The organism is Vibrio sp. V15_P4S5T153, assembly GCF_963874485.1.
GTDB lineage: Bacteria > Pseudomonadota > Gammaproteobacteria > Enterobacterales > Vibrionaceae > Vibrio > Vibrio anguillarum.
Genome location: NZ_CAWNHR010000011.1, coordinates 1079218 through 1105050 on the forward strand (window position 1 = coordinate 1079218; position 25833 = coordinate 1105050).

At 43.0% G+C, this 25833-nt stretch carries 25 protein-coding genes and 1 pseudogene; 6 read left to right on the plus strand and 20 right to left on the minus strand.

What is annotated here, in order from left to right; translation table 11 throughout:
• Positions 1–156: 156 nt before the first annotated feature.
• The gene (locus tag AACT42_RS06745; RefSeq protein ID WP_217899647.1) at positions 157–2580 is read right to left on the minus strand and encodes a hybrid sensor histidine kinase/response regulator; all 2424 of its coding nucleotides are present in this window, start codon (positions 2578–2580) and stop codon (positions 157–159) included.
• A 161-nt stretch (positions 2581–2741) separates the two neighbouring features.
• On the opposite strand from AACT42_RS06745, the gene AACT42_RS06750 reads away from it, so the two are divergent.
• The gene (locus AACT42_RS06750; protein WP_013856580.1) at positions 2742–3323 is read left to right on the plus strand and encodes a UPF0149 family protein; all 582 of its coding nucleotides are present in this window, start codon (positions 2742–2744) and stop codon (positions 3321–3323) included.
• Positions 3324–3450: 127 nt separating this feature from the next.
• On the opposite strand, the pseudogene tnpA reads toward AACT42_RS06750, so the two are convergent.
• From tnpA to cysS, 17 genes and pseudogenes are all read right to left on the minus strand, one after another.
• Positions 3451–3896, minus strand: a pseudogene (gene tnpA, locus AACT42_RS06755) (IS200/IS605 family transposase).
• A gap of 172 nt (positions 3897–4068) precedes the next feature.
• The gene (gene nadA, locus AACT42_RS06760) at positions 4069–5130 is read right to left on the minus strand and encodes a quinolinate synthase NadA (RefSeq protein WP_094167897.1); all 1062 of its coding nucleotides are present in this window, start codon (positions 5128–5130) and stop codon (positions 4069–4071) included.
• 134 nt (positions 5131–5264) lie between these two features.
• The gene (gene ybgF / locus AACT42_RS06765; protein ID WP_094167898.1) at positions 5265–6041 is read right to left on the minus strand and encodes a tol-pal system protein YbgF; all 777 of its coding nucleotides are present in this window, start codon (positions 6039–6041) and stop codon (positions 5265–5267) included.
• 15 nt (positions 6042–6056) lie between these two features.
• Complete coding sequence (gene pal, locus AACT42_RS06770; RefSeq protein WP_013856577.1) at positions 6057–6596, minus strand: peptidoglycan-associated lipoprotein Pal; 540 nt, start codon at positions 6594–6596, stop codon at positions 6057–6059.
• A gap of 30 nt (positions 6597–6626) precedes the next feature.
• Entirely contained in the window at positions 6627–7964 is a 1338-nt protein-coding gene (tolB, locus tag AACT42_RS06775) for a Tol-Pal system beta propeller repeat protein TolB (protein ID WP_088718023.1), read from the minus strand.
• 27 nt (positions 7965–7991) lie between these two features.
• Positions 7992–9062, minus strand: a complete 1071-nt coding sequence (gene tolA / locus AACT42_RS06780; protein WP_094133070.1) for a cell envelope integrity protein TolA — start codon at positions 9060–9062, stop codon at positions 7992–7994.
• Between the two features lie 12 nt (positions 9063–9074).
• Positions 9075–9518 (minus strand): protein TolR, encoded by a 444-nt coding sequence (gene tolR / locus AACT42_RS06785; RefSeq protein WP_094127162.1) that lies wholly within the window; start codon positions 9516–9518, stop codon positions 9075–9077.
• A 3-nt stretch (positions 9519–9521) separates the two neighbouring features.
• Positions 9522–10205, minus strand: coding sequence for a protein TolQ (gene tolQ, locus AACT42_RS06790; RefSeq protein ID WP_094133071.1), 684 nt, complete (start codon positions 10203–10205; stop codon positions 9522–9524).
• Positions 10195–10614 (minus strand): tol-pal system-associated acyl-CoA thioesterase, encoded by a 420-nt coding sequence (gene ybgC, locus AACT42_RS06795; RefSeq protein WP_017042272.1) that lies wholly within the window; start codon positions 10612–10614, stop codon positions 10195–10197. Before ybgC ends, tolQ begins: the two co-directional genes overlap by 11 nt.
• Positions 10615–10793: 179 nt before the next feature.
• Positions 10794–11096: a cyd operon protein YbgE gene (gene ybgE, locus AACT42_RS06800; protein ID WP_013856571.1), complete on the minus strand. Its 303-nt coding sequence runs from the start codon at positions 11094–11096 to the stop codon at positions 10794–10796.
• A complete protein-coding gene (gene cydX / locus AACT42_RS06805) occupies positions 11089–11196 on the minus strand; it encodes a cytochrome bd-I oxidase subunit CydX (RefSeq protein WP_000270284.1) in 108 nt (35 codons plus the stop codon). Before cydX ends, ybgE begins: the two co-directional genes overlap by 8 nt.
• An 11-nt stretch (positions 11197–11207) precedes the next feature.
• Positions 11208–12344 (minus strand): cytochrome d ubiquinol oxidase subunit II, encoded by a 1137-nt coding sequence (gene cydB, locus AACT42_RS06810; protein WP_094133072.1) that lies wholly within the window; start codon positions 12342–12344, stop codon positions 11208–11210.
• 17 nt (positions 12345–12361) lie between these two features.
• Complete coding sequence (gene cydA, locus AACT42_RS06815) at positions 12362–13948, minus strand: cytochrome ubiquinol oxidase subunit I (RefSeq protein ID WP_047688312.1); 1587 nt, start codon at positions 13946–13948, stop codon at positions 12362–12364.
• A 472-nt stretch (positions 13949–14420) separates the two neighbouring features.
• The gene (gene ruvB / locus AACT42_RS06820; RefSeq protein ID WP_017042275.1) at positions 14421–15425 is read right to left on the minus strand and encodes a Holliday junction branch migration DNA helicase RuvB; all 1005 of its coding nucleotides are present in this window, start codon (positions 15423–15425) and stop codon (positions 14421–14423) included.
• Positions 15422–16042: a Holliday junction branch migration protein RuvA gene (ruvA, locus tag AACT42_RS06825; protein WP_013856566.1), complete on the minus strand. Its 621-nt coding sequence runs from the start codon at positions 16040–16042 to the stop codon at positions 15422–15424. Before ruvA ends, ruvB begins: the two co-directional genes overlap by 4 nt.
• 100 nt (positions 16043–16142) lie before the next feature.
• Complete coding sequence (ruvC, locus tag AACT42_RS06830; RefSeq protein WP_013856565.1) at positions 16143–16664, minus strand: crossover junction endodeoxyribonuclease RuvC; 522 nt, start codon at positions 16662–16664, stop codon at positions 16143–16145.
• A gap of 81 nt (positions 16665–16745) precedes the next feature.
• Positions 16746–18128 (minus strand): cysteine--tRNA ligase, encoded by a 1383-nt coding sequence (gene cysS, locus AACT42_RS06835; protein WP_094133911.1) that lies wholly within the window; start codon positions 18126–18128, stop codon positions 16746–16748.
• A gap of 179 nt (positions 18129–18307) precedes the next feature.
• Here cysS and AACT42_RS06840 point away from each other — a divergent pair, with 179 nt between their 5' ends.
• From AACT42_RS06840 to AACT42_RS06855, 4 genes are all read left to right on the plus strand, one after another.
• Positions 18308–18802, plus strand: a complete 495-nt coding sequence (locus AACT42_RS06840) for a peptidylprolyl isomerase (RefSeq protein ID WP_010319203.1) — start codon at positions 18308–18310, stop codon at positions 18800–18802.
• 36 nt (positions 18803–18838) lie between these two features.
• Positions 18839–19573, plus strand: a complete 735-nt coding sequence (lpxH, locus tag AACT42_RS06845) for a UDP-2,3-diacylglucosamine diphosphatase (RefSeq protein WP_094133910.1) — start codon at positions 18839–18841, stop codon at positions 19571–19573.
• 102 nt (positions 19574–19675) lie between these two features.
• Entirely contained in the window at positions 19676–20890 is a 1215-nt protein-coding gene (locus AACT42_RS06850) for an EAL and HDOD domain-containing protein (RefSeq protein ID WP_094133909.1), read from the plus strand.
• Between the two features lie 67 nt (positions 20891–20957).
• Positions 20958–21425 carry a YchJ family metal-binding protein gene (locus AACT42_RS06855; RefSeq protein WP_141192770.1) on the plus strand — a complete coding sequence of 156 codons (468 nt, stop codon included), beginning with the start codon at positions 20958–20960 and terminating at the stop codon, positions 21423–21425.
• A 114-nt stretch (positions 21426–21539) separates the two neighbouring features.
• Here the strand turns inward: AACT42_RS06855 and AACT42_RS06860 are convergent, their stop codons facing one another.
• Positions 21540–22169, minus strand: coding sequence for a DUF2057 family protein (locus AACT42_RS06860; protein WP_047688325.1), 630 nt, complete (start codon positions 22167–22169; stop codon positions 21540–21542).
• A gap of 66 nt (positions 22170–22235) precedes the next feature.
• Positions 22236–23201 (minus strand): porin, encoded by a 966-nt coding sequence (locus AACT42_RS06865; protein WP_094133907.1) that lies wholly within the window; start codon positions 23199–23201, stop codon positions 22236–22238.
• A 513-nt stretch (positions 23202–23714) separates the two neighbouring features.
• Here AACT42_RS06865 and dinG point away from each other — a divergent pair.
• The gene (gene dinG, locus AACT42_RS06870; protein ID WP_038172098.1) at positions 23715–25790 is read left to right on the plus strand and encodes an ATP-dependent DNA helicase DinG; all 2076 of its coding nucleotides are present in this window, start codon (positions 23715–23717) and stop codon (positions 25788–25790) included.
• Positions 25791–25833 lie beyond the last annotated feature (43 nt).

The window sequence follows — 25833 nt, forward strand, 5'->3', positions numbered from 1 at the left end:
TAATGAGGGAATTAGAACACATATTTTGTAGATTTAGTGACCAATTTTAATTAACTTAGGTAAATTTATAACCAATTTTGAATCGGAAACTAGAATCTAACGCTATTCTTTAAATTCCTGTTACAACGCATTCTTACTAAATCTCAAAATGGTTATTTAATTACAAAAATCGGAAAGCAATACCGTTAGCAAATCGACTTGCTGCTGTGTAGGTAACTGGTGTTTTTCTAAGCTTGTTTGGGTATCGATTAACACTTGATGAATATGAGTATTTTCAATCTCCGGCAACTGTTGTATCAAACGTTGAATCATGGCTAATGCAAGTTCTATGTTTTGATCTTCCACGGCCATATAAAACGTCACCAATGATTCCTCTGCTGAGCCTATCTTTAGCGGCATAGAGGACTCTGGATGATATTGATACAGTTTTTCGACAAATTGGAAAAGAGCATCATCTAATTCATTGTCATCAATGGGTTTGGTGACAATATAATCAGCGCCGGCCGACAACATTCGCTCACGAGTTTCTTTGAAAACATCAGCAGTACAACCAAAAATGAGCACATTACGTTGCTCCCCAACTAAGATCCGAATCGCAGACACCGCTTCTACGCCATCCATTACGGGCATATGGTTATCCATCAATATCAGGTCATAATTCCCGCCAACAACCGCTTGAATTGCCAATTCACCATTCTCAACACAATCGCATGTAAACCCTTTATTCTTCATAAAGGTTTCGATGATGATAGAGTTGGTCCGGTTATCTTCCACAATGAGAGCTTTCAGTCCTTGGTAATTAAGCTTGCGACGTGGCTTGACTTCAATGGTCCCGGGCGTCGTTGTTTCTATCGCTAGCATAACGTGAAAACTGGTACCAATTCCTAACTCACTGGTTACCGTGACTGTCCCATCCATTAGCTCTACAATTTGTTTTACAATCGCTAAGCCCAACCCCGTTCCACCAAAACGCCTTGTCGTCGATGATTCAGCTTGTTCAAATGGGCGGAATATTTTTTCCTGAGCCTCTTTTGCTATACCTATCCCCGAATCCCGTATCCGAATAGAAAGATACCGTTTATCTTCCATCTGCTGCTCTTTTAGAGTCACTTCGACAAAGCCGTGAGAGGTAAACTTGACCGCATTATTCAGTAAATTAAACAGAATCTGTCTCAATCGTGCTTTATCTGAGTAATACCAGCGATCGTGAACAATATCGCTGTAAATCCTAAACTGCAGTCCTTTTTCATTGCATAAGGTATGGTAAACACTGTTAATACTACCAATCAGTGAATCCAAGGGGAAACGGGTGTTATCAAGTTCTAATCGCCCTTGTTCAATCTTGGAGAAATCGAGAATTTCGTTAAGCAGCACCATCATGTGCTCGCCAGACTCATACAGACTATTAAGGTGTTGCCTCTGTTCTGGGGAAAGCTCTGTTTTCAATAAGATTTGCGCGGTTCCTAAAACACCATTCATTGGAGTTCTGATTTCGTGTGACAGGGTTGCTAAGAAGGCACTTTTGGCTTGAGTGGAAGCTTGAGCTTTCACTTTTTCCGCTTCAAGATAAACGGTTTTTTGGTTAAATGAATCGATAAGCTGGCGTATCTCATCTTGGCTTCGATACGGCATATCAATAATACCGCCCTGTTTAGAATCACTCACTTTTTTGGCGATGATGGTAATCGGTTTGATCACATATTGATTGATCAAGTAATAACCGATCATAACGCAAACTAAAAGGATTGGAATGATACTCCGTTCGACATCCATCACCAGATCAAACACTTCGTCATTCACTAACCGATGGGCATTAATAACATCAACTCGCCATTCAAAATCACCAAAACCGAAATGACTTACGTTAGCTTCTTCACGTATTATAAAATTATGTTCAGTGATCAGGGAGCCCCCCGAATCACTTAAGGATACGCCAAGGTTATAAAGCTCCGCTTGACTGGCAATAAATGTGGCTAACCCCGCCAATGACAGATCGACTGTTGCTACTCCAGCAAATTCACCGTTAACGTAATAGGGCGATGAAGCCGTGATCATCTGAACGTGCGTATAGGCATCAACATAGACTTCTGACCATACCACACTACCGACAGGCTTTTCTTTTGCTGCGTAGTACCACTCTTCGTTATCGTAACCATACGCTTCTTGATTGTTCCAAGAATGCAATTTGTCGACTTGACCGTCAGCGGCCCGATTATAAAACAGGCTACTGTATCGCTGCGATGCATTAATACTGTAGGGTTTCGGCCATAGCCCACCACTGACGACAACATCATCAAGTATAGTGAACAGCGAAGAGAGCATTCTGTCTTGCTCAGCTTGGTTGGTTGCAGCTTGCCCAAGGCTGACAATGCTTTGGAGCACACCAATAGAACGGTTGAGAGGTTCGCGAATTTGGGCTGATAACACTTCTGCACGAAGATCTAAATTCTGTTTTAATTCAGCTCGTAGTGGCGCTTCGACAATCCAATAAGTGACGGTACCTGTGATCGCAATAAAAAAGCAGAGATAAAAAGAAAGGGCGATAATGCTCTTCTTCTTCAATGAAATAGGTTCTCTCATAAATCCTTTCAATTTTTTCTTTTGTGCAAATTATAGTGAACAATCTTAGCGAGCAATATGTTGATTGTTGTAAAACCTCACTAAAGCCAACAAATTATCAGCAAAATTCGCACATTGTATCGCTTTAACGTTAAAATGGCTGCAAATACACTCGGCAACTGATGGGATCTGCTGTGAATTTACAAGAACTCCTTACCCAACCCGAACTAGAAGATAAATTGCTTAATGAGGCCAAAACTCAAGGTTTTGTCGCATCCATGGCGTCAGCGCCTAACTTGCTCCCGCCAGAGGAATGGCTCCCTTTTCTATGGGGAGGAGAAGAGATCGCGCCATTTAGCGAAGGCAAACAGCTAGAAACCTATTTCCAACTGATCGTTGAAATGTGGAATGACTATCGCCCAGCTTTGCTCGAAAATCAATGGAGCTGGCCTGCAGGTTGCTCACTCGATGAACAAGAAATAGTGACTGAACATGTCCGTGATTTTTGTGAAGGTTTTCTTCAAGGTTGGCAACTTACGCGTGACGATTGGGAAACGTTAATGCCTGAAGATAGCCAAGACAATGCGCTACTTGGGGGCGTGCTCCTTTCGCTGAGTATGCTTTATGATCCGGAGACGTCCTTGGCAACACTTTCCCAACAAGGTATGCAAGGACTCGACCAGTTTGAAGAAATCTATCAGGCCATACCGGTGATGTTGTGTGGCTTAACGCAACGCGGCGCTCAGTTGGCACTAGAGCAATAACTGTGTTTTTGAATAGTTTTATTTTCGAATAACGTTAATTTCAAATCAATTTGCTTGCGGTAAAAATCCGCCTTCTTAGAAGGCGGCTTTGGTTTATAGCCCCCTATAAGGGGGCATCCCTGCACTGCTAGTTTATCTTCAACTCTAACTGCGCCTCATATTCTTGATCTTTCTTGTCTTGGTGCCTTACGTAACGCCTGANCGCCTGATGATTTCTTCATTCACACCAACTGTGTCAACAAAGTATCCCCTTGCCCAAAAATGATTACCCCACAGTTTCTTTCTTATATGTGGGAACTTGTTAAACAAGCGGATTGCTGAACGCCCTTTCAATACTCCCATCAACGTTGATATCGAAACTTTTGGTGGAACTATCACAACCAAGTGAACGTGATCCGGCTGAACATTTAATTCCAAAACTTCACAATCTTTCATATTGCACAAAATATAGATTGAGCGATAAAGCTCCTTACCTACATTCCCTTTCAAGATCTTAAATCTGTATTTCGGAGTCCAAACTATATGGTATTTGCAACGCCAATATACATGTGATGAACTTCTATAATCGCCCATGTTTTTAGTTTCCTCTTACTTGTGGTGAATAAGAGGTTTACTTCTAGCATGGGCACTCCTTCGGGCAATAGCCCCAAGGTTCAATCACCACCGCCCAAGGCGGTGGTTTAGGGATGACAATAAAAAAGGCTCTGAATAAGAGCCTTTTTTCATCCACTACCGCCGAAAGGAATTAGGCATTCCCTTTGACTTGCAAATTTAACTGTTCAGCAAAATCCAACATACGGTTTAATGGGATGAGTGATTTCACTCTCACAGCTTCATCGACGAAAATTTCGTGATCTTTACCGCCTTCCATAAGAGCTGACTCAATCGCTCGAAGACCATTCATCGCCATCCAAGGACAATGCGCGCAGCTTCGGCATGTTGCCCCGGCCCCTGCCGTCGGTGCTTCAATCAATTCTTTCTCAGGGACTAACTGCTGCATCTTAAAAAAGATGCCTTTATCGGTCGCCACAATCATTTTCTGTTGAGGTAAGGATTTTGCTGCCTTAATCAACTGGCTTGTAGAGCCTACAGCATCCGCAAGTTCTACCACACTGGCTGGTGATTCTGGATGCACAAGGATGGCCGCATCAGGATACAGTGCTTTCATCTTACGCAATGCATCGGCTGAGAACTCGTCGTGAACTACGCATTCACCTTGCCAGAGCAACATCTTTGCGCCCGTTTTTTTCTCGATGTATGAGCCTAAATGGCGATCTGGCCCCCAAATTATGGGTTTATTTTCCGCATCTAAGTGCTCAACAATATCAAGTGCAATGCTCGATGTAACCACCCAATCGGCACGAGCTTTGACCGCCGCCGATGTGTTTGCATACACAACAACGGTATGATCTGGGTGTGCATCACAAAATTCTGTGAATTTATCGGCAGGACACCCCAGATCCAAAGAGCATTCTGCTTTTAAGGTTGGCATTAAAATGCGTTTTTCAGGGGTTAAGATTTTTGCTGATTCGCCCATAAATCGCACACCAGCGATGATCAATGTACTGGCAGGATGGCGATTACCAAACTTGGCCATCTCTAATGAATCACCAACAAAACCGCCGGTTTCTTCAGCGAGAGCTTGAATTTCAGGATCGGTATAGTAATGCGCAATTAATACAGCATCTTTTTCTTTTAAGAGTTGTTTGATACTTGCTGTATAGGCTTGTTTTTGCTCAACCGTTAGTGGAATGGGCTTTGGCGGAAATGGATAAATAGTTTCAATCGTATCTAATATGTGGCTCATTGCTCTTGCTCTACGCAACTTCCAAGAATCCGAGCATTGTACACCGCACCTAACGAAGGATCAAAAGCGATTCATAAAATAGTGCCGTCGAAAAAAGAGGCCGCAAGGCCTCTTTTTATTAACTCAAATTGTTATCAATTCAAATTCTCTTTAGCAACCTTGGCAGACGCACTTGTAGGGTATTCATCCACAACTTGCTGATAATACTTATTTGCTTGCGCAGTATTATTATTGCGCTTGGCAATATCACCTAACTTAACCAGCGCATCAGCACGTTTATTGGAGTCACTGTAAGTGAGCACGGCGGCAAAACTTTGCGTCGCTTCTTTATCCTGCTTTTTTGCAAAATAGAGCTGCCCTAACCAATAATGGGCATTAGACGCAAAATTAGAATCTGGATAATCTTTTTGAAACTGTTGAAACGCTGCAATAGCACCACTGTAATCCCTTTTCTTCAGGATCAAATCAACCGCATTCTGATAGGCAGTTTGTTCATCAACATTGCTGCTAAACGTTCCTGCAATATCAGTGTCCGTTGTCGGCTGTGACGAACTTGCGGTTGTATTCTTCATTTCGCCACGTACGCGATCTAACTCGATAAAGAGTTCACGCTGACGCTGCAACATTTGCTGCATATCGTAGCTATTACGCTCTAACTGGCCACGTAGTTCGCTGATTTCAAGTGCCATATCATCGAGCTGCTGCTGCATTTTGAGTTGAACGCTATTACGGTTTTCAAGCAGACGTTCAAGACGTTGTACATTAGATTCAGATAATGATTGTTGAGCACGAGATGTGCTTGCTGAAGAGCTATTGCTAAGATCGGATACTGGAGCTGGTGCAGCGAGTACTTGACCCGCTGCACTTGCCAGTAACGTAAGCGTTACAATTCGCTTTAAGTTACTGAACATGAGGCGATTCCTCGATTAGTATACGAGAACCGCGCGGCGGTTCTTCGCATACACTTCTTCAGATTGACCAAGAAGAAGTGGCTTCTCTTCGCCATAGCTAACGATCGAGATTTGGTCAGCTTGTACACCTAGCGCTTGTAGATATTTCGCTACCGCTTGTGCACGACGCTCACCTAGCGCGATGTTATATTCAGGCGTACCACGTTCGTCAGCATGGCCTTCGATGGTAACTTTCATTGCTGAATTTTTGCTTAGGTAAGCTGCGTGTGCAGCAAGCATATCTTCGTAATCACCAGCAATTGTCGCGTTATCAAATGCGAAATAAATGGTTTGAGTTTCACGAAGAGCTTGTTCCTTTAGCTCTTGTTCAGAGAGTTGGCCATTCGCATCAATTGGAGAAACTACAGTTGTATCAACGCTGTTTGCTGAACCTGAAGTAGACTGGTTAGTTTGAGTACCAGAAGCGTTTGTAGCTTCATCGCTTGAACTACATGCAGTTACTGCAAGTACTGGTAGCGCAATCAGTAGCCCTTTAAGAACTTTATTAAGTTGCATTTTTTTTCCTTACTTTTTGATACTTACTTGCTATAAAAACGGAGACCACGCAGGAGCCCTAACGCGACCATTTGTTGCCGGTAATCTAGCTTTGAAACGCCCATCTATAGACACCATCGAAAGTACATTCGCTTTGTTATAAATAGAACTGTATATGACCATACCACCATTGGGTGCAATACTTGGAGACTCATCGAGCAAAGTCTTTGTTAGAATTTGCACTGAACCAGTTTCCAAATCTTGTTTCGCCAGATTAAAACCCGAATTACTTCGGTTGACCATGACAAGGAATCGACCATCAGGCGTTATTTGTCCACCTAAATTCTGGCTGCCTTGCCATGTCAGACGATTGGTAGAACCGTCTGATAAATTTACTTGATATATCTGTGGTTTACCACCCCGATCCGAAGTAAATATTAGCGATTTACCATCAGGATGCCAAAACGGTTCTGTATTATTTGATCTGCCACTCGTTATTTGTTTCAGCTTCTTGGTTGCCAAGTCCAGAGTATAAACCTGTAAGCTGCCCGTTTTAGACAACACCAAAGCAAGGGTTTTCCCATCTGGCGAGAACCTCGGTGCCCCATTATGGCGTGGGTACGAGGTCACTTTCTCTCTTTCACCAGTATAAATATTCATGATGAATATTTCCGCTTGGCCGTTTTGGAAGCTCACATACGCCAGTTGCTTACCATCAGGTGACCAAGTCGGTGACATCAAAGGCTGTTTTGAACGAAGTACTAAACGTTCATTGTAACCGTCATAGTCAGCAACCCTTAGCTGGTAAGGATATTGTTCATCGTCGTTGACCACCACGTAGGCAATACGAGTGAGAAACGCACCCTTATCACCCGTGAGTTCTTGATAGACCAAATCTGAAATTCGATGCGCATACTCACGCATTCGGTTTGCTGGTACGGTGGCAACTTTATTGAATAAAACATGATCTTTAGAAAGCACCAACTGTCCATCGTTACTTAATGCTTTGCTTTGGCCTTGTGTCAGTTGACCACGCACTACATCTACCAGTTGGTAGTTGATGACATAGTTACCTTCTGCATTTTGCGTAATGCTACCTGTGAGCAAAGCATCAACACCAATACTGGTCCAAGCATCAAACTTCACATCGGTTTCATTGTAAGGCGTTTGTGGCATTTTGCTGGTCGCAATCGGGCTGAATTTACCACTACGTTGCAAATCTGACGCGATCACCGCAGAGACATCCTGCGGTAATTTTGTTTTGCCTTCCCACTTAAACGGTACGATAGCAATCGGCCTTGCTGAATTAATGCCGTCGGTGATCACAAGCTCCAATGCGGCGTTGGCGAGCTGTACACTACTTGCGATGACAAGTAAGCATCCTAACATCAATCGCTTTAACACAAGCTTTTCCTTTTAATTTGGTTCTACAGTTAAATTAATGTTTTTCAATTGATTGACTACATCAAGATCATCTTTGGGCAGCGGAAACGTCCCCACCTGCGCCACAGCACGTTTCGTCGCCGCGCATAGCCTTGAGTCACCATCAATAATGCTTAGATTACCGACTATTGCTCCAGTTCCCGTTGGAATGAGCCGTAGGTTCACTTTGCACTGTTTACTTTTAAAACTGTCTTCAATCAGCAAATTTTGTTGAATGAGCTGCGTATAGATTGCTCCATACCGCTGAGCTTCGTTCATTACAAATTGGGAACGAGCTGAGCTATTTTGCTCGGCTTCTGTTTCTAACCCAGAAAAAATGTTATTCAGCGCCGCTTCTTGTTCTTTGCGTTCACGCTCCAATCTCTCTAGACGTGCTTTCTCTTTTTTTGCATTTTCGGCCGCTTTCTTCGCCTCTTGTTCTTTGGCTATTCGCTCTTTCTCGGCTCGCTCTGCGGCTTCCCGCTCTTTACGAGCTTTCTCTTTAGCTTGTTCTGCCTCTTTTTCACGGGCAATGCGTTCTTTTTCCGCTTTCGCAATTTCAGCCTCTTTAGCGATGCGCTCCTGTTCTGCTTTTTTTACCGCTTCTTCTTTTATCTTACGTTCCGTTTCCGCTTTTACCGCTCGCTCTCTTTCTTTACGAGCTCGTTCTTCTGCCACTTTACGCTCTTGTTCTTTTTCGGCACGTTGCTTTTCAGCTTCTCTGGCCGCTTTCGCTTCCTGAGCTTGTTGTTCTTTTAGTTGGCGAATATTCTCTTCTTCCGCCTTGCGGTTTTTTTCCAACTGCTCACTTTCGCGGCGTAACTTATCCAGCCGATCCTGCTCTTTTTTGGCAGCAGATTCACGCTGGTTACGAATTTGCTGGGCTTGTTTTTGTACCAGTTGTGGATCAATCACCACAGCTTGAACCATCTGCCCTGCAGGCTCGGGCTTAATTAGGTTAAAATCCGAACCCCATAACAAAGCAATGATCAACACTATATGCAAAATAGCCGAGATAATGATGGGCTTTTTGTAATCGCTTTTTTTGGATTTATGATCTTTCATGAACAGTACAAACTATCCTTTAATTTCGGTTAGCAGACCTACTTTTGAAATGCCCGCACGATTCAATTCATCCAGAACCAGTATCACTTCTGCATAAGGCGTTGCAGCATCACCGCCAACCGCAACCGGTGAATCCGGTTTCAACGACAATTCAGCTTTGACTCTAATGATGACATCTTGCAGCGAAAGACCCCGCTCGACTTCCTCATTATTTACGCTCAACCCGAGACGACCTTCTTTATCTATTTCCACGATGATAAAACTACTATCACTGTCGCCTTTCAGATCAGCCGCTGACTTTGAAGTGGTGGTTTTAGGAAGCTCGACATCAACGCCTTGAGTGACAAACGGCGATGTCACCATAAAAATAATCAGCAACACGAGCATAACGTCGATATAAGGGACAACGTTAATCTCAGCTGTCAACTTGCGCTTTTTACGCTGGTAACCCACCATCGTCTATTCCCTACCAGCCATCGCTTGGCGGTGAAGAATGCTATGAAATTCTTCAGAAAAGGTGGCGTAATTATGCTCTAATTTGCTGACTTTATTGCTCAACCTGTTGTAAGCCATCACCGCAGGAATAGCCGCAAATAAACCCATAGCGGTCGCAATCAGCGCCTCTGCAATACCAGGAGCCACCATTGCTAACGTCGCTTGCTTCACCGCACCTAACGCAATAAATGATTGCATGATTCCCCATACCGTACCAAATAATCCAATGTATGGGCTGATAGAACCCACGGTCGCTAGAAATGGCAGACTGGTCTCTAACTCGTCCACTTCCCTTGCGACAGCAACTCGCATCGCACGTCCCGTCCCTTCCATGATGAAATCAGGTGAAGTGGCGTTAGTCTTGCGTAAACGTGCAAATTCGGTAAAGCCAGAATAAAAAATCTCTTCTGTACCCAAAAGTTCATCTTTACGCTTTTTAACATCTTGATAAATAACGGATAAGTCAGTACCAGACCAAAATTTGTCTTCGAAAGCATCAGCGTTCTTTTCTGCTTGGGAAAGGACTTTACTACGTTTGATGATCATCGCCCACGAAACGATAGACATCCCCAAAAGGATTAGCATCACTATCTTGACCAATAAGCTGGCTTGCAAAAACAGATCGAGAATTGAGATATCAGCAGTCACTATGGGTTAACTCCAAAATTATTGATTGAGGCATCGCTTTTGGCCTCATGTTCTGATTGTCGATGCATGCTACCTTAACTATTGCTTTACACAATACTTTACCTTCAGGATTGACGAGCTCCTGACAGAAGATCAGTGAGGCTTTTTTCAACGCCGAAATCACAGTATTTATCGTCAGCATATCGTCTAAACGTGCAGCTTGTAGAAAATCGATGTCAACGTGCCTGACCACAAAACCAATGTTCTGCTGCAAAAGCGTCTGCTGAGACACTCCAACTGCGCGTAACATTTCAGTTCGGGCTCGTTCAAAGAATTTAAGATAGTTTGAGTGATAGACGACACCACCAGCATCCGTATCTTCATAGTAAATCGTTACAGGCCAATGAAAGGCTGAGGCTGTATTTTGCACAAAGGTTCCAACACATATACAGATTTAGGCGGATACTATAACGCAACTCATTGACGTTAGTACAAGCATTGAGTGGACTTTTACAAAACTTGAAACAAAAAATTAGTGCTGTCTCAAAGAGGCAGCACTAATGTGGGTCGTTAATCAACCTTCGACAGGTTATTCATACACAGTAAATATCAAACTAGTCGAATAATCGTTAGGTAAATTAAGATCGATAATGAAATGTAGGGGCTAAACAATAATTGCCAAAACCATTTGCGTGGTCTAAAACCAACACCAAAAACCATACTTGCACACAGCGCCCATATCATGAGTGGTGAAATAACCGCGTTAAAACCACCAATGCTCTGAGAATACAGCTCGGGATCCCACATAATCATGGCGATATGATAAAAACCAAGCAAGAGCGATAAGACTCTGAGCAGAGTCTTATCAACCAGTTTATGGTACTCAGTGACTTGCATTGCAAGTTTACTCACTGTCTTTGTCCATCATTTCAGAATGCTCTAACCAAAGAGCGTTGATGATGCCAAATGCACAAGCTAAAAGCACACCTAGAATCCATGCGAAATACCACATATCTATGCTCCTTAGTAAAGTGAGTTTTTGTTTTCTTCAATAAACTTGCTATCAAGACGACCAAACATCTTGTAGTAAGTCCAAGTGGTGTAACCAAGAATGATAGGTACCATTACAAAAGCGACCACTGTCATTAAGTTCAACGTCAATTCACTCGATGTTGAGTCCCACATGGTCAAGCTGTTACTTGGTACTAAGCTTGAAGGCATGATAAATGGGAACATCGCAAAACCAGCGGTGAAAATCACACCCGCATTGGCTAAGCTAGAAGCCAAGAATGCGAGACCACCTTTTTCAAAACGCGACGCCAACACAGCAAGTAGTGGCATGGCAACACCCAAAGCTGGTGCGATCCATAGTAATGGGTAAGCGTTGAAATTAGCCATCCACGCCCCCGCCTCACGTATCACTTCTTTATTGAGTGGGTTTGATGCGGCATGTGTATCAATGACGCTGGTAATCACGTAACCATCGATGTTTTGGATCCAAAACCCTGCAGCGACGAAAGTAACAGCAACCAACAAGCCCATCAGTTGAGCGACGCCACGAGCGCGTGCATGCAGCTCATCGGTGGTTTTCATCTGTAGCCAAGCGGCACCTTGTAAAATAATCATAAACAAGCTGACTAAGCCACAAAGCAGAGCAAATGGGTTCAACAGACCAAAAAATGAACCGTGATACGTTGGCATCATGAAATCACTGAGCTGGAATGGCACGCCTTGTAGTAAGTTGCCAAAGGCAACACCAAAGATGACTGGTGGTACAAAGCCACTAATTGAAATACAGATATCCCAAGCATTACGCCACTTTGGATCTTCAATTTTTGAACGGTAATCCAAACCAATCGGACGAAGCCATAATGCAGCCAATGTAACAATCATAGCCAAATAAAATCCGGAAAATGATGTCGCATAGACTAACGGCCAAGCCGCAAACAGTGCACCACCTGCCGTGATAAGCCAAACTTGGTTACCATCCCAGTGTGGGGCAATAGAGTTGATCATGACACGACGCTCACTGTCATTCTTACCAATGACAGGAACAAGAGCACCAACGCCCATGTCAAAACCATCTGTGATTGCAAAACCAACCAGCAGTACGCCGATCAGCACCCACCAAATTAGTCGCAAGATTTCGTAATCAAACATTATTCTATCTCCCTGCCTTATGCTTCGACTTGACGGCTAACTTTGTCTTCAACAGAGTTTGCGTTTTGCTCAAAGTGATAACGACCAGTTTTCAGGCTGCTAGGCCCTTTACGAGCAAATTTAACCATCAGGTAAACTTCAGCAATCAAGAACACTGTGTACAGTGCAAGAATCGCAAACAATGAGGTCCATAATTCGCCCAGAGTTAGCGCAGAAGCGGCAACATTGGTCGGCAATATTTCACCAACAGCCCATGGTTGACGGCCATATTCAGCAACAAACCAACCCGCTTCAATTGCAATCCACGGTAGAGGAATACTGAACAAGGCGGCTTTAAGTACCCATTGTTTTTGCTCGATTTTCTGACGGCAAGTTTGAATAAATGCTGCACCAAAGACAAATAACATCACAAAACCGACACCGACCATCAGGCGGAATGACCAAAATAGTGGCCATACGGTTGGAATTGAATCATCGGCGGCGGCTTGAATTTGCTCTTCCGTTGCGTCCGTCACTTTTTCGGTATAGCGCTTAAGAAGTAAACCATAACCTAAGTCACCTTTCACTTCGTCAAATGCATCCATATTCGCTTGAGATTTTTCACCCGCACGAAGTTTTTCTAGTAAACCATAGGCATACATACCGTTACGGATGCGATCGACGTGATCATCACGTAAATCACGCAACCCTGTGACTTCAGTATCGAGAGAACGTGTAGCGATAATACCCATCACGTATGGAATTTTTACTGCATAATCGGTGTGCATGGCGTCTTGGTTAGGCAAACCAAACAGTGTAAATGCAGCCGGTGCAGGTTCCGTGTGCCACTCAGCTTCAATCGCAGCCAGCTTCACTTTTTGAACTTCACCTACTTCATATCCTGATTCATCACCAAGCACAATCACGGACAAAATAGCGGCCATGCCGAATGATGCAGCGATAGCGAATGAGCGGCGTGCAAACGCAACGTCTCGGCCTTTCAGCAAGTAATATGAACTAATACCAAGAATGAACATCGCACCAGTGGTGTAACCAGAAGCGACGGTATGCACAAATTTTACTTGAGCGACAGGGTTGAAAACGACTTCAGCAAAGCTGACCATTTCCATACGCATAGTTTCAAAATTGAATTCTGCGCCAACTGGGTTTTGCATCCAACCATTCGCAATCAAGATCCAAAGTGCCGAGAAATTGGACCCCAGAGCAACCAACCAAGTCACGCCCAAATGCTGGCGTTTTGATAGTCTATCCCACCCAAAGAAGAACAAACCGACAAAGGTTGATTCTAAAAAGAAGGCTACAAGTGCTTCAATCGCAAGAGGGGCGCCAAAAATGTCACCTACATAGTGGGAATAGTATGACCAGTTTGTACCGAACTGGAACTCCATAGTGAGGCCAGTGGCCACCCCAAGGGCAAAGTTAATACCAAAAAGCTTACCCCAGAACTTTGTCATGTCCTTATAGATTTGCTTATCAGTCATTACATACAAAGATTCCATGATGGCTAAAAGAAAAGCCATACCTAGAGTCAATGGAACGAACAGGAAGTGATACATCGCTGTCAGTGCAAACTGCAACCGCGATAGATCAACGACGTCAATCATGGTAACTCCTTTGTGCCGGCTGAATGACACTTTTGACATGCTAAACGGGTTAAAATTCCTCAAAATTCATCAGTGATATAACCTCATCAAATGTTGAAAAATATCAGAATTTTGTTGCAAGCATGTACCGTTATGGTTAGTTAATTGTTAAGCATCAGCTAATATAGCTGGGACTAATACTACTTCTAAATGCAGGTTGTTTCAAAAGATTTATGGGAGAAAAAAGCCTTGATTTACATCAATTTTCACGCGGCAAATCTGAACAAAAAAAGAACAAAATGATCCACATCAAAGGAAGAATGAAATTGTTGTGAGTATTTAGTGAAAGGGATAGAAATTAATACAACGAATCACACAGAGAGTTAACAATACACTTCACATCATTAACTCTTTAGTGATAAGGAAATTATCATAAATAAGATGTAGTTCACACTTTGTGCTTACCACCTAAAAATGACGATGAGGTGTAAACTTATTTTTCAATTCCGAAGTGAAGATAGGCGCGATCGGTCGCCATTCGTCCTCTTGGTGTCCGTTGTAAATAACCTTGTTGGATAAGAAAGGGTTCTAACACATCTTCAATGGTATCTTTTTCTTCGCCGATTGCAGCAGCTAGGTTATCGAGACCAACAGGGCCACCGCCAAATTTGTCCATAATCGCTAGTAATAGCTTTCTATCCATATAGTCGAAACCTTGGCTATCAACATCCAACATGTTTAGCGCTTTATCTGCAGTCTCTATACATATGTGCCCGTTGCCTTTCACTTCAGCGTAATCTCGAACTCGGCGCAATAAACGGTTGGCAATCCGAGGCGTTCCCCTTGCTCTCCTAGCCACTTCAAGTGCACCATCCGCTTCCATCGACAATCCTAAACAGTCCGCGCTTCTTTGCACTATGTACTGTAGATCATCAATTTTGTAATACTCAAGGCGCTGTACAATACCAAAGCGATCACGCAAGGGTGAGGTTAACGAGCCAGCGCGAGTTGTTGCCCCAATCAGCGTAAAAGGGGGTAAATCGATTTTAATGGACCGAGCGGCTGGACCTTCGCCAATCATTATATCGAGCTGGTAATCTTCCATTGCGGGATAAAGAATTTCTTCAACCACCGGACTTAAGCGATGAATTTCGTCAATAAAAAGAACGTCGTTCTCTTCAAGGTTAGTCAGTAATGCCGCCAAATCGCCTGCTTTTTCCAATACCGGACCAGAAGTTGTGCGGATATTCACTTCCATCTCATTGGCAACGATATTGGCTAATGTTGTTTTTCCAAGCCCTGGAGGGCCAAAAATCAGCAGATGGTCGAGTGGTTCGCTGCGCATTTGTGCCGCTTTAATGAAGATTTCCATTTGATTGCGTACATGATCTTGGCCACGATAGTCCGCTAATTTTTTGGGACGAATCGCGCGATCAATAATATCTTCATCTTTAAAAATAGGACTATCAGGGGCAATTAAGCGATCAGCTTCAATCATACCATTGCTCTCAAGGCTTCTTTAATCAGCGCTTCGCTGGTCATGTCAGCTTTCATTACTTGTGCCACTACTTTAGAAGCTTGTTGAGGCTTATAACCCAAAGAAAGTAATGCACTGATCGCTTCTTCTTCCGCATTGCTCGTGAGCGCTTCCAAGGAATTGTTATCGACTGGTGCAGCGTCAGTAGCGGGAGTGAAGAGGTCACCGGCTCCCCAACCTTTCAGCCTATCTTTCATCTCAACAACCAAACGTTCAGCGGTTTTTTTACCCACACCAGGAAGCTTAACTAATGTGGAGATATCTTCACGCTCAACGCATGAAACAAATTGACCGGCCGTCATTCCGGACAAAATACCCAAGCCTAATTTTGGCCCGACGCCATTCGCTTTAATCACTTCACGAAATAAAGCTCGCTCTTTTACCGTGTTGAAACCATATAAAAGCTGCGCATCTTCTCGGACCACAAAATGGGTATAAATGACCGCTTCTTCGCCCAATTTAGGGAGTTCATAGAAGCAACTCATTGGCATTTGGACTTCATAACCAATGCCAGCGACTTCAATCAATAGCTCTGGAGGTTGCTTTTCAATCAGAATGCCGCGAAGACGTCCAATCACAGGAAATTCCTTAGAGAAATGAGGTTATTTGACTCGGATGATAATAAATAACTGGATGTATAGCCAGTAGAAAAATACCACCTCGCTCAAGATCGGTTTTTCAGCGGTATCGGCCTTTTTTAGCACTGCTTGCCCGCCCAGCTAAAGCAATCAAGGTTTTATTGGTATTCGCATGACAAATTGCCACACCCAGAGCATCAGCGGCATCCGCTTGTGGCTTAGCCGATAATTTGAGCATTTGCTGGACCATATGCTGTACCTGCGCTTTATCAGCACTACCCGTACCAACTACAGATTGTTTAACCAGTCGAGCGGCATATTCATAGACTGGAAGATCCGCATTCACCGCCGCCACAATAGCACTGCCCCTTGCTTGCCCGAGCTTGAGTGCTGAGTCCGCATTCTTTGCCATAAATACTTGCTCGATGGCAAAAACATCAGGCTGAAACTGTGTGATGATTTCCGTCACGCCAGCGTAAATTTGCTTGAGCCGCCCTGGTAACTCTTTTTCGGAGGTACGAATACATCCACTACCAAGATAGTACAAATATCGTCCATGCTGCCTGATCACACCATAACCTGTGATTCGCGAGCCGGGATCTATACCTAAAATAATTGACATGAAAACCTTAATCGTGGACGAAAAACAAAATGGGCTTAACCAATAAAGTTCAAGCCCATCATCGACAAGTTAACTGCCTGATTATTTACGACGCCAAGTAGTTCCACTTGGGCCATCTTCTAAAATGATGCCGAGTTCGTTCAACTTATCGCGTGCCACGTCAGCATTAGCCCAATCTTTTGCTGCACGTGAGTCATTACGCAGTTTGATCAAAGCTTCGATTTCAGCAACTTGCTCATCACCATTGGTGTCCCCTTTAAGAAACGCTTCTGGATCTTGATGCAAAATACCAATCACATCGGCAAGCTCACGCATAAGTGCGCCAAGCGCGCTGGCTTGCTGAAGATTTTCTGTCTTCAGCTTGTTGATATCACGTGCCATATCAAACAAGACGGAATAAGCCTCAGGCGTATTAAAGTCATCATTCATCGCTATCGAAAAGCGACTGACATACTCTTCACCGCCCGCAACTGCTACGGTTAAATCCAACCCTCTCAACGCAGTGTATAGACGCTCTAGCGAGGCACGCGCTTGTTTTAGGTTATCTTCGCTGTAATTTAATTGGCTGCGATAATGGCCCGACATCAAGAAATAGCGCACCGTTTCCGCATCATAGTGAGCAAGTACATCGCGGATTGTGAAAAAATTCCCTAATGATTTAGACATTTTTTCTCTATCCACCATCACCATGCCACTGTGCATCCATGTGTTCACATAGGGAGTGTCATGTGCGCAGCATGATTGAGCAATTTCATTTTCATGATGAGGAAATTGCAAATCAGAGCCTCCACCATGAATATCAAAGTGGTTACCCAAAATCGCTGAATTCATCGCCGAACATTCGATGTGCCAACCCGGGCGTCCTTCTCCCCATGGGGATTCCCAAGTGGGCTCGCCCGGCTTCGACATTTTCCACAACACAAAATCAAGTGGGCTACGCTTAGCAAGATCAACATCAACACGAGCGCCCGCTTGAAGCTGATCGAGATCTTGTTTGGATAACTTGCCGTATTCGTCAAATTTGCTGACTTCAAACATCACATCACCATTAGAAGCAACGTAAGCAAAACCGCGTTCAATCAGTCGTTGCACCAAGCCTATGATTTCTTGGATATAAGCGGTTGCACGAGGCTCGACATCTGGACGTTTCATATTCAATGCATCGAAATCTGCATGCATGTCTGCGATTAAGCGCTCGGTTAGCGAATCGCAAGATTCACCATTTTCGGCAGCACGTTTAATGATTTTGTCATCAATATCAGTGATGTTACGCACAAATGTAAGGTCATAGCCTAAGTAGCGCAAGTAACGAGAAATCACATCAAAAGAAACGAAGGTGCGACCATGGCCAATATGACAGAGATCATAAATGGTGACTCCACAGACATACATACCCACTTTGTTGGCATGAATTGGTTTGAATTCTTCTTTTTGTCTAGTGATTGAGTTATATATTTTCAGCATGATCTCTATCTAATAACTGTTTGAACTAAAATGGCTTCACAGTATAACAACTCTAGCCTAGCTTGGTCATCCTTATTCTCTCGCAATAATACGGCCCCTAAAGACATTTGTTGATTTGAATGTGTCCAAAGTTCAGTTAAAATCCGGGCCTCAACGAAAAATAGATAAAGGTAACTATCATGATCATCCTTCACACGAATTTTGGTGATATTAAAATTCAACTTAATGAAGAAAAAGCACCAGAAACAAGCGCAAACTTTCTACAGTACTGCCGTGACGGTTTTTACGATAACACTCTGTTCCACCGCGTTATCGATGGATTCATGATTCAAGGCGGCGGCATGACCTCTGGCCTAAAAGAAAAAACAACTCGCGCAACGATTAAAAACGAAGCCAACAATGGACTAAGCAATAAGATCGGTACTCTTGCCATGGCGCGCACTATGGATCCACACTCTGCAAGTTCTCAGTTTTTCATCAACGTGAACAACAACACATTCCTAGATTTTCGTTCAGAAAGCCGAGATGGCTGGGGCTACTGCGTGTTCGCTGAAGTGATCGAAGGTATGGATATTGTGAACAAAATAAAAGCCGTGAGCACAGGCTCTATGGGCATGCATCAAGATGTTCCACTAGAAGAAGTGTTCATTTCTGGCACAACCATCGAAGAGTAACGGTAAAAGGAGCGCTATGCGCTCCTTATTTTTATTATGCATACACTATTTATTTCTGATTTACACCTAAGCCCTTCTCGACCAGATATCACCGAGTGTTTTATCCGTTTCATGCGCGAAGAAGCCATTCATGCCGATGCACTGTACGTGCTTGGCGATCTTTTCGAATTTTGGATAGGTGACGATGATAATTCACCTTTCGCCAACCAAATAAAATCGGAATTTAAACAACTGACTCGCGAAGGGGTTGCTTGCTATTTTACTCAAGGAAACCGCGACTTCTTACTTGGCAAACGATTTGCGAAAAAAACCGGAATCACTCTTCTCCAAGAAGAACAAGTAATTGACCTTTACGGAAAAAAAGCCGTGGTGTTGCATGGCGACACACTCTGTATTGACGATATAAAGTATCAAGCCTATCGAAAGAAGGTTCACCAGCCTTGGCTACAATGGGTATTTAATCGGCTGCCATTTTTTGTAAAGGTTCGTATTGTGGGTAAAGTACAGTCGGGCATCCATAATGATAAACAAATGAAATCTATGGATATTATGGATGTTACACAAAGTGAAGTGGATAGAGTTCTGGCCCAGTATGGGGTCGATTTAATGATCCATGGCCATACTCATCGACCAGAGATTCATCACAGAAATCAACTTCATGGCACCGCAACGCGAATTGTTTTGGGTGACTGGTACACCCAAGGCTCAGTCTTAGTCTATGCTAATGATGGTTACGAACTGCAAACTCGACCTTTTAGTTCTAAAAACTGACGCCAAGTCGCACTCTGGTACTATTGGTTTAAGCGGTCGAATCAAAAGTTAAGCTATAATAAGTATAATCAATAATATCAATAATTAGATAAGAGTCTTGCCTTGAAATACTCCTATATCGCCAGACAGCCCATACTCAATCGTGACCGAAAAACTATCGGCTACGAGCTGCTATTTCGAGACGGCCCTAAGAACACCTTTCCAGATATAGACCCCGACTTAGCAACGAGCCGGTTACTCTCTGATCATTTTTTATCCACTCATTACAATACGCTGGGTAAGCATTTAGGGTTTGTCAATTTTCCTTATCAAAGCTTGGTTAACCTCGTGCCTACGCTTTTTCCTGCGCAAAATTTGGTCGTTGAGGTATTGGAAGATTGCGAACCAACATTAGAGTTACTAGAAGCAATTAAAAAGATGGCAAAGCTTGGTTACCGAATTGCGCTTGACGACTTTGTGCCTAGTTCCGAATGGCTCGCTTTCTTCCCTTATGTATCAATTATCAAATTTGATATCCGCATTATTTCTCTTGAAAAAGCCACTCGCTTTATTCAAAAACTTGGCGCAACGAAAATTGAGTTCCTTGCTGAGAAAGTAGAAACCTATGAAGAGTTTAAGCAAGCTAAAAAGGCGGGCTTTACCTATTTTCAAGGCTACTTTTTTAGCAAACCAGAGATGTTACAGCGCAAAGCGTTAGAGCCTGCATTTCTTACTGTGGTGCAACTGTTCAAAGAAATAGCCAAATCTAACCTCGATTACAAAGCCATTGAGGAGCTTGTCGCCACCGACCTGACCCTGTCTTATAAACTGTTAACCTTTGTTAACTCATCCGCGACAGTCAGTTCAAAGATCCATTCATTTAAACAAGCGCTGATCTATCTCGGTGAACAACGATTGAGAAAGTTTATCTCCTTGGTTGCGATTGCTTCGACGCAAGAATCTAAACCGGATTATTTGTATGGTTTATCCATTCAAAGGGCAAGATATTGCGAGCTGATCGGTGTGAAAGCAAAAATGAACGTCGAACCCGGTTCGGCCTTCCTGACAGGAATGTTTTCGCTACTCGATAGCCTACTTGATCAACCTTTAGAAAGTATCATGGAAGAGATGCCTATCGACGAATACGTTAAACTTGCCCTAATAGAAGGGAAAGGAGAGTTAGGTCTGGTACTTGAATTGACTCGAGCTTATGAACAGGCTGACTGGCAAAAGGTTGAGAAAATTGCTAATGCGTTAAATATCGAAGAGCCCGTGGTGAAAGAGTGTTACAACGAAGCTGTGAAATGGACAGCCGATTTACTGGGTGTCCACTCCTGAGTAGACATCGAGTTTAGATCTCCTTAAACTTCCCCGTCTTATATGAATGGGCAATTTGAGAGGATTTATGAGCCAATGCTATTGTGGTAGCCATTTAGATTACCAACACTGTTGTGAACCAATCCACAGTGATTCAGCTTTAGCCATCTATCCAGAACAACTGATGAGAGCCCGCTATAGTGCCCATGTTCTAGGCTTGGTTGATTTTGTCATCAATACCTATCATCCGAGTTGCAATGCACCACAGCAACGCGACGCGATTGAAGAATCAATCAACAGTCAATGGTGTGGGCTAGACGTCATCTCCGCAAGTATCCGCAACAACGAAAATGAAGGCTTCGTTCATTTCAAAGCCTATTACACACAGAATCAACAGCAATTTTGTCTGCAAGAACGTTCACGATTTATACGAGAAAATGGTATCTGGTTCTACATTGACGGTGAATTTCCACAGGAGAACACACCAACGAAGCTAGGACGAAATGACCCATGTCATTGCGGTAGCGGCAAGAAATTTAAGAAGTGTTGTGGGTAGGGTACTCAAAGTAAAACCCTTTTCTATGCAGAAAAGGGTTTACAATATGATTAGTTTTCTATCCTGACTACAATCCATTTCTTATATTTGGCTATTGATTGTAAATGAGCAACCTTACTTTTGTCCTAGCCACTGGTGGAATATTTTTCTATCTTGCTCTGTTGCACGACCATACCAAAGTTTTAGCTGTAAAATAGCTTCGCTTTCCGAGCCTTGGATAGGGTCAGCTTGTTCTTCAACTTCAGCCAATTCTTGTTTTAATGCTCGTACTTTTCCCGAATCTACCATTATGCCATTCTGCTGATTGTAATCATGCAATAGAGATACAGGATCACCGTATGGGAGAAAGCCCTTCTTACCAGGCAAAATATCAATAATAGCTACTGAAGGTAAATCATTCACGGTTAACTCAAACAGATCATCACCATGCTGCAAGCGCTGCTGATAGTCACTTAAATCTTTAGCAACAAATTTGATATGTAAATGATCATCAGGTTTAGTCATCAAAGTGATAACGTAAGGGATAGATGAAATCGCCTCTCGCTTAGCTCCATCACGAATTCGCCCTTTATATTGGACAACTAATTGATTTAAACCATCAGGCAGTGCCTGTGGTGACTCGGTAACCTTTTCAAGATTCACGACTAACAACGTAATGCTTGAATCTGTAGACAATGTTGCAGATAACGTTGGGGCAGTAATTAGGGCTATACAAAGAAAGCTAAGAAGTCGATAAATAAACATAGACGCACTCCAGAAATGGAAAAGCCAGTACTATGTACTGGCTTTTATAGTAATCAATTTCAAAAATTAGAAATCGAAGTAAGCACCTACTAAGATTTCAGTTTTATCTGCATTACCGTGATTATCGCGAGTTGCGATCTCAGTGAATGCAGTAAGTAAGCTAGACGCAGCGTAAGACGCACCTAGGATAAACTCTTGACCATCATCTTTGCTACCGTCATCTTGCATACCCGCAACGCCGTAAATAGAGAAAGAATCAGTCGCTGCAAACGTTGCAGCTAGAGTCGTGTTTTTAACATCTTTTACAGTATCTACAGACACTACGTTATAAGAACCAGCCAAAGTTACTTTGCCTAGATTCACGTCAGCTGCGATCGCCATAGAAGATTTATCTTGGTATGAACCTTGTTTGTCACCCCAATTTTGATACATCGCACCAACAGAGAAAATCTCTGCTGCATAGTTTGCACTCAAACCAAAAACACTGTCTGTATTTTCAGCAGCTTCAGTATAAGCATCAACAACCAATGTTAAGCCACCAAAGCCTTTAGTGTAAGAAATACCGTGACCTGTACTATCCTTGGCATAAGCTGGTAAGTAATTGTTATCTAATTCATTCAAAATGTCCGTTTTTGACACAGCATCATTAGAGTCAGATACATCACCGATTTCACCAATACCAATTAGGCCGAAATCACCTTTTAAATAAGCAGCAACGTCGTCAAACTCTGCGTCGTTTTTGCTTCCATCAATCCAAGTACCGCTTTGAATTTCAAAAGTACCACCAGCAGTCAACGTGTCAGTCACTTTGTGAGAAAAGTCAAATTGAACCTTAGCCCATGCGTTAACGTCTAAGTCAGTTTTCACATCGTTATTTGCTGCTGTTTTATCATCAGTATCACTTGTATAAAGAAAGGTCGCAATTTCACCCTTCACAGATACAGAAGAAGCGTCATCTTTGAATAATTCAACCTTCGCTTGTGCAGATGTAGCAACACCAGCAACCAATAGTGCTAATAGAGTCTTTTTCATAATTAATCCACTGCCTTTTCTTATGTATGGGAATTCCTTATCCGGTTCCCTTTGTTTTTGCTGGCAACTTCCAAATTTAAACTCGGTTCGTTGCCGCCATTAAATCTCAAGGATTAGATTGCAAAAGATTATCCTGCATGTCAAATATCCTAAAAAACAAACAAAAATAAAGGTAAAAATAATTAAAAACATATAGTTACATGATATTTTCATAAAATTACGGGCGACTTCCAAGCAAAAACATCACACAATCTAAAAACTAACAATCATGAAACATCAGAATTAAACACTAATAAAATTTATTTTGGCAAAATTAAATGGATGTTGACGTCATCATTTAACCGAATGGATAGTTTTATATTTTTCACAATGAGAATTAAACATAAGTTCCTGAAGGTTCAGTTTTTTTTTGTGAACAAGATCTAGATTTGATCTAAAAGCATACGATTTCGTGAACTGCGTATCCTTTAGTGAACTGTGCTAGACTCGGCACTCTGCTATTTAGGTCTGTGTATGCTTACAACAAAAATCCAAAAATCCATTCGGGATAGTTATCAAAACCTGCAATTTCAGCTCGAAAACTTCATTCCTCGTCGAGGACAAAATTATCTTGTTGCTGAGATTGCAAAAACATTGTGCGGTTCATATCACAAGTCCAACCGAATCTTGATTGCTGAAGCGGGTACAGGAATAGGGAAATCACTCTCCTATTTAATGGCGGCGGTTCCTGTTGCAGTGTTGAATAACAGAAAGGTTGTTGTTTCAACAGCCACGGTGGCACTTCAAGAACAGCTGATCAGCAAAGATTTGCCTTTATTTAGACGCATCACTGATCGTCAATTCTCTTTTATCCTTGCCAAAGGACGTCAACGATACTGTTGCACCGAAAAACTCGCGGCTGCGTGTGGGGTAGATGGATCACAAATTGCTCTGTTCGAATCAAAGCCACAAAAAAAAGACGTTGAATTATTCACCACCATGTATGAAAAACTGGCTCAAGGAAAATGGAACGGTGATCGCGACTCGTGGCCAAAAGCGATTAAAGATGAGTTATGGCAACTGATTGTTAGTGATAAGCATAGTTGTAATGGTAGCTTTGCTGGCCACAGAGATTGTCCTTTTCAAAAGGCGCGTTCGGAACTGGATAAAGCCGATGTCATTATTGCCAACCACAGCTTGGTCATGGCGGATGCTGACCTTGGCGGTGGTGTCATTCTGCCTGAGCCCGAAAACACCATTTACATTTTTGATGAAGCACACCACTTACCTCATGTAGCACGTGATCACGCTTCAGCGTCAGCAAGCTTGAAAGGCGCAGCTAGTTGGTTAGAAAAACTCAATCAATCCGTAACCAAGTTTTCAAGCTTAGCCGAAGAAAAACGAGTGGCACGTTTTCGTAACGAACTGCAAGAGACACTGCAACAACTTATCCCAAGCTTGAGCCAACTGACAAAGCAGTTTGTACCCGAACAATTTGAAGAAAAGCGATACCGTTTTGAGCATGGAGAACTGCCACAATGGCTTGAAGAAGAGTCTAAAACCCTGAAGCGGCTCTCTCAAAAAGCCAATCAATCCGTCGCTAAAATTGCGGACTTGATTGCTGAACGAGTTAAAGAAGGCGAACTCGCCGCTCGGTTGGCAGAACCAGCACTGACTGAATTAGGCTTTTATATTCAGCGTTTAGAGAACCTTGCCCAAGTATGGTTGCTGATGGCGGAGCCCAAGCGAGAAAAAGGAGCCCCTTTGGCACGTTGGCTTGAAATTCACCCTGAACGTGAAGGTGATTTCATTGTTAACGTTTCACCGCTAGAAATTGGTTGGCAACTTGATCAACAGATCTGGAGCCGCTGCATAGGCGCAATCTTAGTCTCTGCGACGATGCGAGCTCTTAACTCGTTCAGCTACTTTTGCTCGCAAGCAGGGATCAGTGAAAAGGCAGAAGATGGCACACGTTTCCTAGCACTCGCTTCACCGTTTGATTATCAAAATCAGGCCGAGTTACTCATTCCAGCAATGCGTTTTGAACCGCAAGCGAAAGAGTATACTGATTATCTGGTAGAGCGTCTCGCTGAGTTTATTCAGCCAAACAAAGCTAATTTAGTGCTATTTGCTTCTTACTGGCAAATGCGCGAAGTGGCTGAAAAAATATCAACAGATTTTGTTAAACGAGGCTGGGCGCTGCAAGTCCAAGGTGAAATATCACGCACAGAAATTCTAAATAAACATAAAATGCTAGTGCAGTGTGGTAAAACGAGCGTAATGTTTGGCACCAGTAGCTTTTCGGAAGGGCTAGACTTACCAGGAGAACTTTTGGAGAATCTGGTGATCACAAAAATTCCGTTTGCCGTACCAACCTCTCCAGTTGAGCAAGCTCACGCCGAATACATAGAGAAGCGAGGTGGAAACTCTTTTATTCAAATAACCGTTCCTGAAGCCAGCAAAAAGCTGATCCAAGCCGTCGGGAGATTGCTGCGCAAAGAGCGTGATTCTGGTAGAGTCGTGATTCTCGATCGCAGAATCGTTTCAAAACGCTACGGAAAATCATTATTGGACTCGCTTCCTCCATTTAAAAGAACAATAGAATATTAGCTAGGGCTTAACACTACGCCCTTTCATCTCATTACTCAGGGCC

Coding starts and splice junctions, on each gene's coding strand:
- AACT42_RS06745 (WP_217899647.1), bottom strand. CDS start 2,580: ATGAGAGAACCTATTTCATTGAAGAAGAAGAGCATTATCGCCCTTTCT.
- AACT42_RS06750 (WP_013856580.1), top strand. CDS start 2,742: ATGGGATCTGCTGTGAATTTACAAGAACTCCTTACCCAACCCGAACTA.
- nadA (WP_094167897.1), bottom strand. CDS start 5,130: ATGAGCCACATATTAGATACGATTGAAACTATTTATCCATTTCCGCCA.
- ybgF (WP_094167898.1), bottom strand. CDS start 6,041: ATGTTCAGTAACTTAAAGCGAATTGTAACGCTTACGTTACTGGCAAGT.
- pal (WP_013856577.1), bottom strand. CDS start 6,596: ATGCAACTTAATAAAGTTCTTAAAGGGCTACTGATTGCGCTACCAGTA.
- tolB (WP_088718023.1), bottom strand. CDS start 7,964: ATGTTAGGATGCTTACTTGTCATCGCAAGTAGTGTACAGCTCGCCAAC.
- tolA (WP_094133070.1), bottom strand. CDS start 9,062: ATGAAAGATCATAAATCCAAAAAAAGCGATTACAAAAAGCCCATCATT.
- tolR (WP_094127162.1), bottom strand. CDS start 9,518: ATGGTGGGTTACCAGCGTAAAAAGCGCAAGTTGACAGCTGAGATTAAC.
- cydX (WP_000270284.1), bottom strand. CDS start 11,196: ATGTGGTATTTCGCATGGATTCTAGGTGTGCTTTTAGCTTGTGCATTT.
- cydB (WP_094133072.1), bottom strand. CDS start 12,344: ATGTTTGATTACGAAATCTTGCGACTAATTTGGTGGGTGCTGATCGGC.
- cydA (WP_047688312.1), bottom strand. CDS start 13,948: ATGATTGACGTCGTTGATCTATCGCGGTTGCAGTTTGCACTGACAGCG.
- ruvB (WP_017042275.1), bottom strand. CDS start 15,425: ATGATTGAAGCTGATCGCTTAATTGCCCCTGATAGTCCTATTTTTAAA.
- ruvC (WP_013856565.1), bottom strand. CDS start 16,664: ATGTCAATTATTTTAGGTATAGATCCCGGCTCGCGAATCACAGGTTAT.
- cysS (WP_094133911.1), bottom strand. CDS start 18,128: ATGCTGAAAATATATAACTCAATCACTAGACAAAAAGAAGAATTCAAA.
- AACT42_RS06840 (WP_010319203.1), top strand. CDS start 18,308: ATGATCATCCTTCACACGAATTTTGGTGATATTAAAATTCAACTTAAT.
- lpxH (WP_094133910.1), top strand. CDS start 18,839: ATGCATACACTATTTATTTCTGATTTACACCTAAGCCCTTCTCGACCA.
- AACT42_RS06855 (WP_141192770.1), top strand. CDS start 20,958: ATGAGCCAATGCTATTGTGGTAGCCATTTAGATTACCAACACTGTTGT.
- AACT42_RS06860 (WP_047688325.1), bottom strand. CDS start 22,169: ATGTTTATTTATCGACTTCTTAGCTTTCTTTGTATAGCCCTAATTACT.
- AACT42_RS06865 (WP_094133907.1), bottom strand. CDS start 23,201: ATGAAAAAGACTCTATTAGCACTATTGGTTGCTGGTGTTGCTACATCT.
- dinG (WP_038172098.1), top strand. CDS start 23,715: ATGCTTACAACAAAAATCCAAAAATCCATTCGGGATAGTTATCAAAAC.